14 protein-coding genes are annotated in these 14,052 nt (G+C 71.0%); 3 read left to right on the forward strand and 11 right to left on the reverse strand.

Going from position 1 to position 14,052, the window contains the following annotated elements:
- Positions 1–1,164 (reverse strand): S8 family peptidase, encoded by a 1,164-nt coding sequence (locus tag V1633_RS29275; protein WP_331217525.1) that lies wholly within the window; start codon positions 1,162–1,164, stop codon positions 1–3.
- A 591-nt stretch (positions 1,165–1,755) separates the two neighbouring features.
- On the opposite strand from V1633_RS29275, the gene V1633_RS29280 reads away from it, so the two are divergent.
- Positions 1,756–2,148 (forward strand): Fur family transcriptional regulator, encoded by a 393-nt coding sequence (locus tag V1633_RS29280; RefSeq protein WP_331217527.1) that lies wholly within the window; start codon positions 1,756–1,758, stop codon positions 2,146–2,148.
- A 525-nt stretch (positions 2,149–2,673) separates the two neighbouring features.
- Here the strand turns inward: V1633_RS29280 and V1633_RS29285 are convergent.
- From V1633_RS29285 to rpmB, 6 genes are all read right to left on the reverse strand, one after another.
- On the reverse strand, positions 2,674–3,684 hold the full coding sequence (locus V1633_RS29285) for a hypothetical protein (RefSeq protein ID WP_331217528.1): 1,011 nt from the start codon (positions 3,682–3,684) through the stop codon (positions 2,674–2,676).
- A 505-nt stretch (positions 3,685–4,189) separates the two neighbouring features.
- Positions 4,190–4,966 carry a TIGR03943 family putative permease subunit gene (locus tag V1633_RS29290; protein ID WP_331217529.1) on the reverse strand — a complete coding sequence of 259 codons (777 nt, stop codon included), beginning with the start codon at positions 4,964–4,966 and terminating at the stop codon, positions 4,190–4,192.
- 43 nt (positions 4,967–5,009) lie between these two features.
- On the reverse strand, positions 5,010–6,056 hold the full coding sequence (locus V1633_RS29295) for a permease (protein ID WP_331217530.1): 1,047 nt from the start codon (positions 6,054–6,056) through the stop codon (positions 5,010–5,012).
- A gap of 389 nt (positions 6,057–6,445) precedes the next feature.
- Entirely contained in the window at positions 6,446–7,138 is a 693-nt protein-coding gene (locus V1633_RS29300; RefSeq protein WP_331217531.1) for a hypothetical protein, read from the reverse strand.
- 295 nt (positions 7,139–7,433) lie between these two features.
- Positions 7,434–7,601, reverse strand: coding sequence for a 50S ribosomal protein L33 (gene rpmG, locus V1633_RS29305; RefSeq protein WP_331217532.1), 168 nt, complete (start codon positions 7,599–7,601; stop codon positions 7,434–7,436).
- On the reverse strand, positions 7,601–7,837 hold the full coding sequence (rpmB, locus tag V1633_RS29310; protein WP_331217533.1) for a 50S ribosomal protein L28: 237 nt from the start codon (positions 7,835–7,837) through the stop codon (positions 7,601–7,603). The genes rpmG and rpmB overlap by 1 nt, the downstream gene beginning before the upstream one ends.
- A 101-nt stretch (positions 7,838–7,938) precedes the next feature.
- Here rpmB and V1633_RS29315 point away from each other — a divergent pair, with 101 nt between their 5' ends.
- On the forward strand, positions 7,939–9,243 hold the full coding sequence (locus tag V1633_RS29315; RefSeq protein ID WP_331217539.1) for a CobW family GTP-binding protein: 1,305 nt from the start codon (positions 7,939–7,941) through the stop codon (positions 9,241–9,243).
- Complete coding sequence (locus V1633_RS29320; RefSeq protein WP_331217534.1) at positions 9,240–9,500, forward strand: type B 50S ribosomal protein L31; 261 nt, start codon at positions 9,240–9,242, stop codon at positions 9,498–9,500. Before V1633_RS29315 ends, V1633_RS29320 begins: the two co-directional genes overlap by 4 nt.
- A 547-nt stretch (positions 9,501–10,047) precedes the next feature.
- Here V1633_RS29320 and V1633_RS29325 read toward each other — a convergent pair.
- The 4 genes from V1633_RS29325 to V1633_RS29340 form a co-directional block, all read right to left on the reverse strand.
- Positions 10,048–11,292, reverse strand: coding sequence for a GTP-binding protein (locus tag V1633_RS29325; RefSeq protein WP_331217535.1), 1,245 nt, complete (start codon positions 11,290–11,292; stop codon positions 10,048–10,050).
- Positions 11,289–11,468, reverse strand: a complete 180-nt coding sequence (gene rpmF / locus V1633_RS29330; protein WP_331217536.1) for a 50S ribosomal protein L32 — start codon at positions 11,466–11,468, stop codon at positions 11,289–11,291. Before rpmF ends, V1633_RS29325 begins: the two co-directional genes overlap by 4 nt.
- Positions 11,469–11,826: 358 nt before the next feature.
- The gene (locus tag V1633_RS29335; protein ID WP_331217537.1) at positions 11,827–12,813 is read right to left on the reverse strand and encodes an ATP-binding protein; all 987 of its coding nucleotides are present in this window, start codon (positions 12,811–12,813) and stop codon (positions 11,827–11,829) included.
- 172 nt (positions 12,814–12,985) lie between these two features.
- The gene (locus tag V1633_RS29340; RefSeq protein WP_331217540.1) at positions 12,986–13,984 is read right to left on the reverse strand and encodes an LLM class flavin-dependent oxidoreductase; all 999 of its coding nucleotides are present in this window, start codon (positions 13,982–13,984) and stop codon (positions 12,986–12,988) included.
- Positions 13,985–14,052: the final 68 nt, after the last annotated feature.

Consider the following 14,052-nt stretch of genomic DNA (forward strand, 5'->3'; position numbering starts at 1 on the left):
TCAGTCCGGCAGCCGTACGGATGCCGGCACCAGTCCCTGGGCGAACCGGCCCGCGTACCGGGCCGCCGCGAACGACGTGCCGCTCCAGTAGGCGTACGCGCCCAGCACGGTGACCGGTGCCGTGGACAATGGCATGATGCTCACCACGTTGGTGCCCTCGTGCCACTGGCGCACCCACACCCCGTGGTTGCTGTATGGCGCTCGGGCGGTCGGCGAGGCGCAGGCCCCGACGCTGATCACCGTAAGCGTCGGGTCGACCGCGAAGGCAGCCGGATAGACTGGGCTGTCCGTACCGCCGTTCCCGGCCGAGGCGACCACCGGAACGTCCCGGTCCGCCAGGCGTTTGAGCGCCTCCCGGACCGGCTCCATCTCTTCGTCCTCGCCGAGCCCCGGGCGGCCGAACGCGGTCAGCACGACGTCGACCCGGTGGCCGTCGCAAACCCGGTCCGCCAGCCAGTTCAGCGCGTGTGCCGCGTTCAGGTCGCTGACCCGGCCCGCGTCGCTCATCACCCGCAACGAGAGGATCCGCGCGTCGGGCGCCTCAAGGCGGACCAGTCCGGCGAGGAAGGTGCCGTGCCCCCAATGACTACCGAAGTCCGGCCCGTCTCTCTCCTCGCTGTGGCTCTCCTGGCCGGCGACCTCCGGGATGGCGCGCCGCGGTGTCCATCCCTGCGCCTCCTCCCAGTACGGCTCGCCGTCGGTCTCCACCAGCCAGTCGTGCTCCCGCACCCCGGTGTCGAGCAGCGCCACCACGGGCCGCCCGGCCGGGAACTGGCTGGCCGGGCGCCGTATGGGCTTCGGCAGCATCACGTGGTCGGGCGCCGGAAGCCAGGCAACGGTGCCATGCCCGCTCTTGCAGCCGCTGGCCCGGAAGTACGGGTAGAGACTCCCCTCCAGCCGGGCGTCGTCCTCCACGGTGGCGGCCATGCACTCGTAGTCGGGCAGGCACTCCGGCACGTCGGCGTCGGATCGGCCGGCCAGCCGCCGGCTGGCCCGGGCCACGGCCACCGGGTCACCCTGGACGGGCAGTTCCACCAGTTCGACGGCGGGCGGTGCGGGGGCGGCCGGCGGGGACAACGGCCGGCCAAAACCGGCCTCGGCCAGCAGCCCGTTGAGCCGCTCGACCGTCTCCGGACGCTCCGCCACCCACGCAGGCACGAGCACGACGTCAGGACGGTAAGGGGGGCGGGACACCTGACCTCCCCGGTAGTACGGCCGATTCACTCAGGACCGTCCCGCGCCCGGCGCGGGTCGGTGGTCACCAGCACAGTTGAGCACGTTCCGCTGCTGCCGCCAATGGCCGGGGGGCGCATCGACGATAGCCATCCGTGTGTATCTCGGGGGGTCTGTCCGCTTCCTTGCCGCAGATGGACCTGCCCCCACGGCTTGTGCCTCCACCTTCGGCGCCGACACAGGATGTACCTGCTGAGCTGAAGCTGACCAGTGAAGGTGGGCCTGTTGCTTCCCATCTGCTCCCCGATCCGGGGCACGGCACCTGTACGGCTCGGAAAGTCGGTCAGAGGTACGCCGCCTGGGAGTATTCGTTGATCAGCCCGTTGAGGATTCTCCGAGCGGTACACGACCCCGCCATGCCAGGTTTGGCCCGTTTTGGGGCGCGATCGACTGTCGACCCTCTGCACGACGCATAATGGGTACGCCAGCCATTCGGCCTCGTCGACGTGGGCGCCGGGCGGCCAAGGCTGGCGGCTCACCAGCGGTGACATCCACGGAGACGGCGGTACGGTGAACCAGACGATGCCAAACGTGACCCGGAACACCCGGCAGCGCGCCGAGGTGCTGGCCCTGCTGCGCGAGGTCGAGGGCTTCCACACCGCGCAGCAGTTGCACCAGATGCTGATAGCCCGCGAGGCGCGGGTCGGGCTCACCACCGTCTACCGGACACTCCAACTGCTGGTGGATGCCGGGGAGATCGACTCCACCCGACTACCGGGCGGTGAGCAGTTGTTTCGTCGATGCAGCCAGGGCAGGCACCACCACCACCTCGTCTGCCGCAACTGCGGACGGACGGTGGAGGTCGCCGGGCCGGCGGTCGAGCGTTGGGCCGACCAGATGGCCGCCCAGCACGGCTTCACCGACGTCGGTCACACCCTCGAAATCTTCGGCACCTGCGCCACCTGCGCGCGCTGATCCCACCGCGCTACCCGGGCTCAACCGGCCATCGACACAGGATGACGCGGCGCGGCCGAGCCCATCACGAAATCCGGTTCAATCTGTGCGCTGAGGTCGATCCCGGTGCGGTCGTTGGAGCTCGCCACGCACCTCGGTGTGGAGCTGCCGCCGGACGGCTACCTGCGCGCACGTCAACGAGTTCGCCCAGACCACCGTACCCGGAGTGGCCGCCGCGGGCGACGTGGCTCATCTTGCTGCACTGCCGGACGGTCTCACCCTGGTGAGCCAGGCCGCAGCCGACGGTGTACGCGCGGCGGTCTGGCTGGAGCAGGGGATGTTCCGGGCCGATCTACCGGTAACCATGGCTGACCCCCCGCCAGGTCACCGGTCGCAATCGGCGGTGGGACACCACCTACTGGGCATTCCTACCGGCGGTCGCCGGCTCGGTCTCCGCCCGCAACGGCGTTTCCGACAGCCGACCGGTGACAGGATGCGGGATGACAGCGCCCCGACCTGCGGACGGCTTAGCCTCTGCGGCTGCGGTTAGACGGTACGCAGGTCCAGGCTGTGCCACAGCGACAGACCCTGGGTACCGGTCGACCACCACAGCACCCCGCCGCGATAGACGATGTTGGCGGCGGCGGGACTGACCTCGACCGACCTCCGGCCAGCGATGTCGTACACCAGAAGCCGCACATTGCCGGTCAGGTCCGAATTGCCACCAGACTCCGCGTACACGTCGAAGCGGTCGAGCGCGCCGACGTCGGCGAGTCCTGTCTGCACCCGGGCCTCGGCGACCTTGCGCCGGTCTGTGCCGTCAGGATTCATCAAATCGATGCGGTAGCCGTCTGCGGTCGACGAAACGACGCGACACCAGCGTGGACTGCAGTTCGTTACCGCCCTCCGGCTCGGCGGCACCGCGACGTCCTGGCGGGTGACGATGTTCCGAAGCATGGTCGAGCCCGAAACGGACGTGGCGGCATCGACCAGCCACGGCCACGCCGACAGTTGCCACGTACCCGTCTCGGCCGTGATCTGCACTTGGCCGCCGGCCAGCGCGACCGACCGCACCTCGGTCACATCGTTGGCGGCGGTGGCTACCCAGCGCACCCGGCCGTCCGCGATCACCAGGTCGTGCTCCCAGTAGTAGAAGCGAGCCTCGCCGATGTCGTCCGTCACCAGCCACGGCGGTCGTCCGTCGCGGAGGTTGACCGCCCACAGTTGCGGACTGCGGTCTTCATCGCCTTCGACCCAGACCACCACCTCACCGCTGACCGTGACCGCCTCGATCGACGGGGCATCGCGGGTCGGCAGACGTCGCAGCTGCCGCAACGACCCGTCGGCCTGGCGGACCACCAGCCGCAGGGAGGCGCCGTCGCGACTCAGCGCGGTGCCGATCGACGTTCGGGCATCGAGGAACCAGGCCGGAGTGTAGGCGGCGCCGTCGGGCAGGTCAGCAGGAACACTTCCGCGCTGTGCGCCCGGCCAGGCGAGCACCGCCGGCACCGGCACGGAGGCGGACTGTCGGTCACTGGGCGGGGCCAGCAGCAGCACGCAGCTCGCCGCCACGGCGGCAATCAGACTCGGTAGCGCTTTCCCCCGTCGGGGCACGCCTACGACCGGTCTGCTCGGCAAGCCCACCTCCCGGCGACGACAACGGGGCCGCACCGGGCCATCCGGTACGGTGACCAGCACTGTAATCGGCCCCGCTGATGCCACACTCTGGTGTTCCGCATGAGCCGTGCGCTGCCCGGCCCAGTACGGCCGCCGGAGGAAAGGTAGGCAGACGGCGGGTCAGCGGGTTGGCCACCCTGGTCGTCGCGGTCGCGGCTGCCGGCGTGCTGCTCCGGCGCCCGCCGCCGCCCGAGGCACATCATCCAACGCGCGCTGCCGGGATCGCGCGGGGCGTCGGCACGGCGCAGTCCCGCGGCGGCTTCCTCTGGTGGTCGACGGGCGTCGGCGAGACGACCACCTGGCACACCCTCGACATGAGGACGATCTAGCCCCGGTTCTCGGTCGATCTCGACCGAGAACCTACCGCGAAGCGTGTGAACAACCCTCACTGCTCGTACGGCTGCTTCGGCGGGTCGATCCGCTGCCACGACTCGACCTGGAGATAAGGGATGTCCACCTCGTTCACCGGATCCTTGCCGCGCTGCGTGGTGTACCGTCCGATCACCTCGACCCAACTGTCCGGCGGCAGGCCGGCCGGCGCGTCCCCGGAAAGGCCGACCTTGATCGGCCTGCCGTCGGCAGCACAGCAGGACAGAATCATCCGGGCCAGGATCGGTTCGCCGTCAGGCCCGGGCGCGAAAAAGCCGGTGAGCTGAACCCGCCGGTCGCGGAGCGTGTCGCCCTCGTCGAAGATGGCCCGCCCGGCGTAGTCGAGCAGTCCGATCTGGACCGGGTCACCCGCCGGCAACGGTGGATAGATCTCGACTCCCTGATTGGCCAGCACTGTCCCGGACTGCCCGGCCGCGTACGACCCGAGCGCCGGTGGCGACACCAGCAGCAGCCCGAGTGCGGGCAGGATCAGCAGCCAGCCCACCCGGGGCTCGTGGTGCCCGTGCCCGTCATCGGCTGGTCCGTCCCCGTTCCCGTGCCCGCCACCAGCCGGCCCGTGGTCGTGGCCGACCGGCCCGCCGGTCACGACGTCGCGCCGCAGCAGCTCGTGCGCCAGCGTCATCACCGCGGCGACCACCAGCACCGCACCGGCGGCGACCAGGAATGGCCGCAGCCCCTCCTTGACGTACCGCAGGTAGACGTCGGTGAGGCTGGCCTTGAGCACCGACCCGCCGAGCAGCAGCAGGACCACCGCCTGTGCCTGTCGGTTCATTGAAAACCTCCGAACCGACCACTGCGCACCACACGACTCTCGGTCACAGCAGCACCGCCCCCACTCCCACCGCGACCAGCACGGCGACGACGAATGTCGTCGGCGCGAACCGGGCCGCGAACCGGCGGCCGAAGACGCCGGTCTGCATCGAGATCAACTTCAGATCGACCATCGGGCCGACCACCAGGAACGTCAGCCGGGCCGTGAGCGAGAACTGCGACAGCGAGGCAGCCACGAAGGCGTCGGCCTCGGAACAGATCGACAGCAGCACCGCCAGTACAGCGAGCGCGAGTACCGACAGCACCGGATTGTCGGCCAAGGTTTGCAGCCAACGCTCGGGCACCAACACGTTGATGCAGGCTGCGGCCATCGCGCCGAAGACCAGGAAGCCACCGGCGTGGACGATGTCGTGACGTACCGCCGCCAAGAACGCCCGGGCCTTCGACAGGTTGTCCAGTTCGGGCCGGCGCGGCAGCCGGATCCAGTCGGCTCGGCCCAGCCGCAGCCAGAGCCAGCCCATGATCATCGCGACGACAAGGCTGGCCACCGCCCGACCGGCCACCATCTCCGGGTTGTTCGGGAAGGCGACTGCGGTGGCGGCCAGCACGATCGGGTTGATCGCCGGAGCGGCGAGCAGGAAGGCCAGCGCGGCGGCCGGAGTCACGCCGCGCCGGATCAGCGAGCCGGCGATCGGCACCGCACCGCACTCACAGCCGGGCAGCACCACCCCGGCCGCGCTCGCCACCGGTACGGCCAGCGCCGGATGCCGGGGCAGCGCCCGGGCCCAGAACGACCGGGGCACAAAGACGGCGATCACCGCGGAGAGCACCACCCCGAAGACCAGGAACGGCACCGCCTGCACCATCACCGAGACGAAGACCGTGGTCCAGGTCTGCAGCCGGGGGGTGGAGATCAGCAGTGCGACCGGTTCCCGGAAGATGATCAGCAGTATCAACAGCAGCGCGAGTACCTCGACCGAGCCTATTCGGTCCCCGAACGGACGCCGCCAGGAGCGGACCGGCTGGCCGAATTCAGCAGGCTCGTCAGGATGGCCGGAGTTGACAGGTTGATCGTGCTCGTCCGTCCGCATCCTGTCCGGATCCGGTTCGCTCACGGGAACGACCGAGTCGGTGTCGTCTCCCGACCTGGCACGCCGAGTGCCTACTCGGTCCGGCACGGTCACGCCGACGACCTCCCTCTCATGGGAGAAACGAAGCCAGTCGCTCTAACCCGAGGCACGCTATCCATCACCACATTCGGCAGCCGCAGCCCCAACCGGTAGTCCGATCAGCGGACGCGTCGGTACGAACAGGACCACTCCACCGCGCCGCCGCCCGTGCGGATGTCATCGGCCTGTGCCGGCCCTACCTGGCTGGATCCTGGCGAGCTCCATCCGCGCCGGGCCCTGTGCCTCTCGCCCGCAAGGAGACGAGAGGCACCGGCGCCAGCGTGGCCAGGATCGAGCGCACCGGCCACGTACTACTTGCCTTCCGGAGCACCGTCGGCCGTCAACGCGCCCTGTCCGGGCACTGCGGGCAGAAAGACATGGGCGTGGCCGTGTCCGGCATCGATGTTGAGTACATCGAGCTGAGTAGCCGCCGTCGACCAGGTGGCGACCGCTACATCCCGCTGACGCCCGGCAAGCTCCAACAGCGGCGGTCGTCCGACGTCCGGCGCGGCCAGCGCAGCCGCGTACGTGTCGACGGCAAGGTCGAGTGCCCGCACGGCCGCCGCCAGGCCGGAGCGAGCGATGTTGACACCGGTGCCGGCCGACGGCGGATCGGCGAAGCCCTCGACGGCCGCGCCGGTCGCCCTCTGCCAGTCGACCACAGCGGTCCGGGTCGCGAGCGGACCTGGCGCCGCGCCCGCTACCGGCACCGCCGCAGCGAGCCCGTCGAGGACGGGTACGAGATTTTGCTGTACGTTCCTGGCCTGGGCGGTGAGGTCGACGATTTGCGCGGCGTCTCGCCGGGCCTCTTCGGCACGCAACTGCGCCACTTCGTCGGCCATTGGCGCGTCGTCGCCGCCCGCCGTCACGGCACCAATCGGGCCAGCGAGGAGCGCCCCGAGCGCGAAAGCCAAGGCAAGCATGGCCAGCCGGCGACCGGCGAATGTCGAGACGGCCGGCGTGGACCCCGGCGGCCCCGAGCGCAACTTGGTTCGGTTGCTCATCGCTCTCCTCTGGGTCTTTCGGGCTGGCCACCGCCGCTGCCGCCCGCAGGTGCCGTTAGAACCTGTCACCCTCGGGTACCGGACCGTTCCCGTCAAGATGGCGGCATCCAGAGTCTTCTCGCGGGGCCGCCGTCGTCGTCGTTGAGGAACTCGCTCCCCACCAGCGGCAGTGGAGGCGGAACCTGAGGCCAACCGCACTCACGTCCACTCGTTGACGGCGCCGAGGTGGATGGTGGTCTCGTAACGGACGGCGAGTTGTCGGAGCGGGTGGCCACGGCCCGGTTGCGCGGCGGTGTCAGCGCTCCTCGCGGAAGTCGACGTGCCGGCGGACGACCGGGTCGTACTTGCGCAGGACCAGCCGGTCGGGGTCGTTGCGGCGGTTCTTGCGGGTGACGTACGTGTAGCCCGTGCCGGCGGTGCTGCGCAGCTTGACCACCGGTCGGATGTCGGTCTGCCGGGCCATCAGATCTTCACCCCCCGGGCGCGAAGCTCGGCTACGACCGTCTCGATGCCCTTGCGGTCAACCGTGTGCAACGCCTTGGCGGTGAGGGTGAGGGTGATCCAGCGCTTTTCCGAGGGCAGCCAGTAGCGGTGCCGCTGGAGGTTCGGGTTCCACCGGCGGCGGGTGCGCCGGTGGGAGTGGGACACGGCGTTGCCGAAGCTGGGCTGGGCACCGGTGACCTCACATCGTCGGGACACGGCATCTCCTCATCTGCGACTTGACGGCGACGACCCTGGCCTCGGATCGCCGCCAGCCACCATACTATAATGGCAATCGTTTTCATTTACTCGTGAGGATCGTGATGTCGACGTCACCGCTCGCACCGGCCGACACCAGCACTCCGGCAGCCGGCAACCGCCCGTCGTTGACCGTGCTCAGCGGCTTCTGGCCGTCAGCGACGTACGCAGTCGCCCGGACACTGCTCGCGGCGGACCCGTCGCTGCTGCTGCTCCGGCACGACCTGAAAGCCGTACGCGACGGCGTGGTGCGCCGGACGGTCCGCGACGGCACGGGCGTGTTGGAGGACGAGCGGATCACGCTGGCGCATGGCTGTGTCTCCTGCACACTGCGCGAGGATGTGCTGCCCACCCTGGTCCGCCTGGTCCACACGCATCCCGGCCGGGACCTGGTGCTGATGCTGCCCGAGGTGGTGGAGCCGGAGGCGGTCGCCGCCGCCTGCGTGCACTGTCTGGTCGACGGCGCACCGATCACCGACCTGCTCCGCGTCGACTCGTACGTCACCGTGGCCGATGCCGAACACCTGCTCGACGGGCTGGCCAGCACCGACGACCTCAAGACCCTCGACATCCACGCCGCAGACAACGACGACCGAGGGCTCGCCGACGTGATCGTCCGCCAACTCGAGTACGCCGACACCGTCGTCCTGTGGGGCCGCTCCCGGGAGGGGGCGTACGACACCGACCGCCTCTCGATACTGCTGGCGCGGATGGTGCCGTGGGCGACACAGGTCCGCGTCGACGGTGACCTCGTCGACGCACACACCCTGGACCACCAACTGCGCGGCACCGGCCGGCACCACCCGGAAACCCCGGGCGTGCTGACCCGGGGCCTACAGGGCCACCTCCTCGGCATACACGAGCCGCTCCCGGACTGCGGCGTGGTCTCGGTGGTCTACCGAGTCCGCCGCCCGTTCCACCCAAAGCGACTGCACGACGCCCTCGAAGACCTCGGGGCCGAGGCGATCCGCTCCCGTGGCCACCTCTGGCTGGCCAGCCAGCCCGAGACCGTCGTCGCCTGGGACTTCGCGGGCGGCGGACTCGGCCTCGGCAGCCTCGGCCGCTGGCTGACCGCCCTGCCCGACGGCCTCTGGAACCACCAGCCGGTCCACCGGCAGCTCGCCGCCACCCTCGACTGGGACCCCTACTACGGAGACCGCCACCAGCACCTGGTCTTCATCGGCCTGGACCTCGACCCGGCCGACCTGCACCGCACCCTCAACCGCTGTCTACTCACCGACGCCGAACTCGCCGACGGTGAGGAAGCCTGGCGCGGCTACCCCGATCCGTTCGCCGGCTGCTTTCCGCTCCCCGACCTGGACCCAACCAGCCAGAACCCGACCGACACCGAAGGAGACCTCGCATGAAGCCCGGCATCCACCCCGAGTACCGGCCCGTCGTCTACCGCGACCGCGCCGCCGACTTCGCCTTCCTCACCCGCTCCACCGCGACCAGCGATCAGACGGTCGAGTGGGCCGACGGCAACACCTACCCCGTCATCGACGTGCAGATCTCGTCGGCCAGCCACCCGTTCTGGACCGGACGGCAGCGCCTCGTCGACACCGAGGGCCGGGTGGAGAAGTTCCGCGCCAAGTACGCCCGGCACGGCGCCAAGCAGGGCTGATGACCAGCTCGGTACGTATCGACTGGGCGACGCGTACGCCACACCTCGTCGTCGCTGCCGAAGACGATCGCGCCCGGTACCAGAGCGTGGGGGGGGGGGGGGGGGGCCCCCCCCCCCCCCCGGCCCGGGGGGGGGGGGGGGGGGGGGGGGGGGCGGCGCCCCCCCCCCCGGGGGGCGCGGGGGGGGGGGGCCCCCCCCCCCCCGGCCCCCGGGGCCACGTCGGGTGCGGCGGCGTCGGCATGACACTCGCCGTGGCCCGGCAGATGACAACTGGCCGTGTCCCTCGCCGCGATGCCCAGACCGCGGCGGTCGAGGCGGCGCGGGAGCGGTGATTCGCCGGAGCACTCCGTGCGGGCACAACGCACGACGCGCCTCGACGTACCAGCGTCGCAGCCGCTGCTCCGGCCACCGGCCGAGCATCGCCGCCACGGCGTCCAGCCCGGCGGCGACGAGGCTGGCGCGGTCGGGCTGGTAATGGCTCGTCGTGGTTTCCCTGGTCCTCGCCCCCACCGGACGACGTCGGTCGGGGCGAGGTCGCCGGGCATGGTCAGCGCAGGCCGGCGGCGCCGACCGGCTCCGGGTGCTCGTGATGGTCGAGGTCGGAGAGGTCCCAGCCCGGGAAGGGGTCGGGCAGCACCCGCCAGGTGTCCTCGCCCGCCGCGACCTCGGCCTCGGTGAGCAGGCAACCGTCCAGCGCCGTACGCAGCCCGTCGGCGTCCAACCCGACGCCGATCAGGACGAGTTCCTGTTGCCGGTCGCCGAAGACCGGATGCCAGCGGGCCTCCAGGTCGGCCCGTTCCGCGGGGTCGTCCGGCCACTCGCCGGAGACCAGGACCGGCACACCGGCCGGGTCGCAGCGCCCGGAGGGGCCGGCCTGTGACCAGAGCGCCTGCACGTCCGGGCGGCTGGCCAGCCATAGGAAGCCCTTGGACCGCAGCACGCCGAAGCGGTCGAGCCCTTCGCCGAGTAGGTCCCACAGTCGCTGCGGGTGAAACGGCCGGTGGTCCCGGAAGACGATGCTGGAGATGCCGTACTCCTCGGTCTCGGGAACGTGCTCTCCGTTGAGTTCGGCCACCCAGCCGGGTGCGGTCTCCGCCCGCTCCAGGTCGAAGCGGCCGGTGTGGAGGATCTCCGCCGGGGGCACCCGTCCGTGCACGGCGCGGACCTGCCGGGCCGCCGGGTTGAGCCGGGTCAGTAGCGCCTCGACGGTGGCCAGGTCCTCCGCCGCGACCAGGTCGGTCTTGTTCACCACCAGGACGTCGGCGAACTCGATCTGGTCGACCAGAAGGTCGGACACGCTGCGGTCGTCGCCCTCGTACGCGGCCAGCCCGCGCTGTTCCAGGGTCTCCCCCGCCTCGATCCGGTCCAGTAGGCCGGCGGCGTCGACGACGGTGACCGTGGTGTCCAGTCGGGCGAGATCGTCGAGCACCTGCCCGTCCTCGACCCCGAAGGCGAAGGTGGCCGCGACCGGCATCGGCTCGGATATCCCGCTGGACTCGATGAGTAGGTAGCCGAAGCGCCCCTGCCGGGCGAGCCGGGCCACCTCGTCGAGCAGGTCGTCGCGCAGCGTGCAGCAGATGCAGCCGTTGGTGAGTTCGACGAGGCGCTCCTCGGTCCGCGACAGCGCACCGCCGTCGCGGACCAGCGCGGCGTCGATGTTGACCTCGCTCATGTCGTTGACGATGACGGCGACCCGCAGGCCGTCGCGGTTGGCCAGGACGTGGTTGAGCAGGCTGGTCTTGCCGGCCCCGAGGAAGCCGGAGAGCACCGTCACCGGCAGCCGACCGGTCACGGCTGCTCCACCACCTGACGTCCCCGGTAGAGCCCGCAGTGCACGCACGCACGGTGCGGCAGCACCATCTCCCTGCGCGGGCACGGGCACGGCGTCAACGGCGGCAGACTCGCCTTCCACCGCGCGCGTCGGTGCCGGGTGTTCGACCGGGACATCTTCCGCTTTGGTACCGCCACCAGGGATCCTCTCTCATCGGTGAAGGCCCCAGGCTACCCGATCTGGTTTTCATTGTCATTAAGTCCTCTTCTGTGCGCGCTCATCCGCCCACCCAGCGCCGGCCGGACCGCCGCCTCCCGGTCGATCGAATACTCGCGTCTGACACCGCCTGGACCAAGGGCCCGACAGGCATCGTTTGGTCGGTGTCAGCGTTGCCCTGCTGCTACGACTCGGTGGTAGGACCGCCCTTGGCGAGGCGCCGACGGGACGCGCGAGAGCGACGACTGACGAGCCGGGAGTAAGCCAGAACGGCGTCCACCAGGCACGCGACCCACAGCCGGCGCTCGTTCCCGCCCGCCGCCCGATCGTCGCGAGAGTTCAGGCCTGTTGGAGCAACGGGGAGCGGAGTGCCTCGGGGCCGAGGACGAAGTCCGGGTCGACCTGTGCCGCGAGGTCCTCGCCGGTGCGGTCGTTGGCCCAGGCGGCGGCGTTGCGAAGGTGGAAGTGCACCGCCTGCCGGGTGTACGTGACCCAGTCCTTTGTCGCCGCGTCCACGGCGTCGCGCATCGTCTCCAGTGCCGCCCGGTTCGCCGGTTCGAGCGTGTCGATCGGGCGCGGTGTGCCCCGTTCGGCCGCCTTGACGTAGCCGGAGCGGCCGAGCCAGGTGAGCAGGTCGTCGCCGACGTGTTCGCGGAGGAACTCGACGTCGGAGGCGTCCTCGACCTTGTTGCCGACGACGTGCACCCGGACGCCGAAGTCGGCTGCGTAGCCGACGTACTGCCGGTAGACGCCGACGCTGCGCTGGGTCGGCTCGCAGACCAGGAAGGTGGCGTCGAAGCGGGTGAACAGGCCGGAGGCAAACGAATCGGCACCGGCGGTCATGTCCACGACGGCGTATTCGCCGCAGCCGTCGACCAGGTGGTTGAGGATGAGTTCCACCGCACCGACCTTGGAGTGGTAGCAGGCCACGCCGAGGTCCTCGGTGGTGAACGGGCCGGTCACCGCGAGCCGGATGCCGCCGATCTCGCGTACCAGGGTGTCGTAGATCGGGTTGGCCTCGACGACGCGCAGCAGTCGGGAGCCGCGTCCGGGCGGGGTGGTCTTGACCATCGCCGCGGCCGACGAGATCCGGGGGTTCGTCCCGCGCAGGTACTCCTTGATCTCGGCCAGGTGGTCACCGAGCGCGGGCAGCGTGATCGCCTCGTCCTCGTCGGCTCCGAGCGCCACGGCCAGGTGCTGGTTGATGTCTGCGTCGATCGCGAGCAGCGGGGTGCCGGCCGGCGCGTGCGCCGCGAGGTGGCGGGCGAACAGGGCGGCGAGCGTGGTCTTTCCGCTGCCACCCTTACCGACAAAAGCGATCTTCACGGCCGGTCCCCCGAGAATGGGTACGTTTCCTGCGGTTCCGGCCACACCTTAGCGGACTTGGTAGTCGTTTCCACAAAGCCGCCATGACGTGGGACCCATGTCCCCCGTAAGCGGTACATCCGCCTGGGTCGTCCAGGGCAGCCACGGGGGCGGGTTTCGTCCGGCCCGGGTCTCAGCCGGCCACCGCAAGGTGCGGCAGGACCTCCGCGCCGAGTCGCCTGATGCTCTCCAGCGTGCGGTCGGGGTGCCCGGCGGCCTCGACAGCCAGCATCAGGCGCCGGGCGCCGGTGGCCGCGAGGGTGCCGGTCAGCCGCGACACACAGCGGTCGGGTGGGCCGACCGGGTGGATCGCGAGCAGGTGCTCGACGTAGGCGTCCAGGTCGCGGTGTGCGGGTGGGGTGCCGTCGATGCGGACGTACTCCCGGGTGCGGAAGAGCCAGCCGGGCAGCGTGTCGCGCAACTCCTTCTCGGCCTCGGGGACGGTGTCGGCGACGTACGCGAGGTGCGCGCTGACGTGTTCCGGCGCCGTCGCGTTCCGGCCGGTGGCGGTCGCGGTCTCCGCGTACCGGTCGAGGGTGGCGGTCTTGGCAGCGTCGTCGACGTGCATGCCGAGCAGCAGCGGGACCCCTCGGGCGGCGGCTAGTTCCACGGTCGGCGGCGAGGTGGCGGCCAGCCATACCGGTAGCGGCCGGGCCGGGCGGGGTACCAGCGGCACCGGCCGGAACTGGTGCACCGGGCCGTTCCCGGTCACGGTCGGTCGTCCCGAGAGCGCGTCGAGGAGCAGGTCGAGGGATTCCGGGAAGCCGGTCGTGTAGCGGTCCAGTCCGGTGCCGAAGACCTCCAGGTCGACCCAGGGGCCGCCGCGGGCCACGCCGAGGTCGAACCGGCCGCCGGAGACGGCGTCGAGCAGCGCCGCCTCCTCGGCGAGGGCCACCGGGTGGCGGTTGGGCAGGATGGCCGCCGCCGTACCGACCCGCAGCCGGCTGGTCCGGCCGAGCAGGAAGCCGGCGAGCGCGACCGCCGAGGGGCAGACGCCGTACGAGATGAAGTGGTGTTCGGCGAGCCAGACGCCGTCGAACCCGGACGCCTCCGCGGCGACGGCGTAGTCCACGGCGTGCCCGAGGGTGGCCGCGTGGTCGGCGCCGGGGAACTGGCCGGCGAGTAGGAACAGGTCGACGCGCGGGCGGGGGCGGCGCCCCCCCCGCCGGGGGGGGGGCCCGCCAACCCGCCCCGCCGGGG

Origin of the sequence: Plantactinospora sonchi, from assembly GCF_036422035.1 — a bacterium.
Lineage (GTDB): Bacteria > Actinomycetota > Actinomycetes > Mycobacteriales > Micromonosporaceae > Plantactinospora > Plantactinospora sonchi.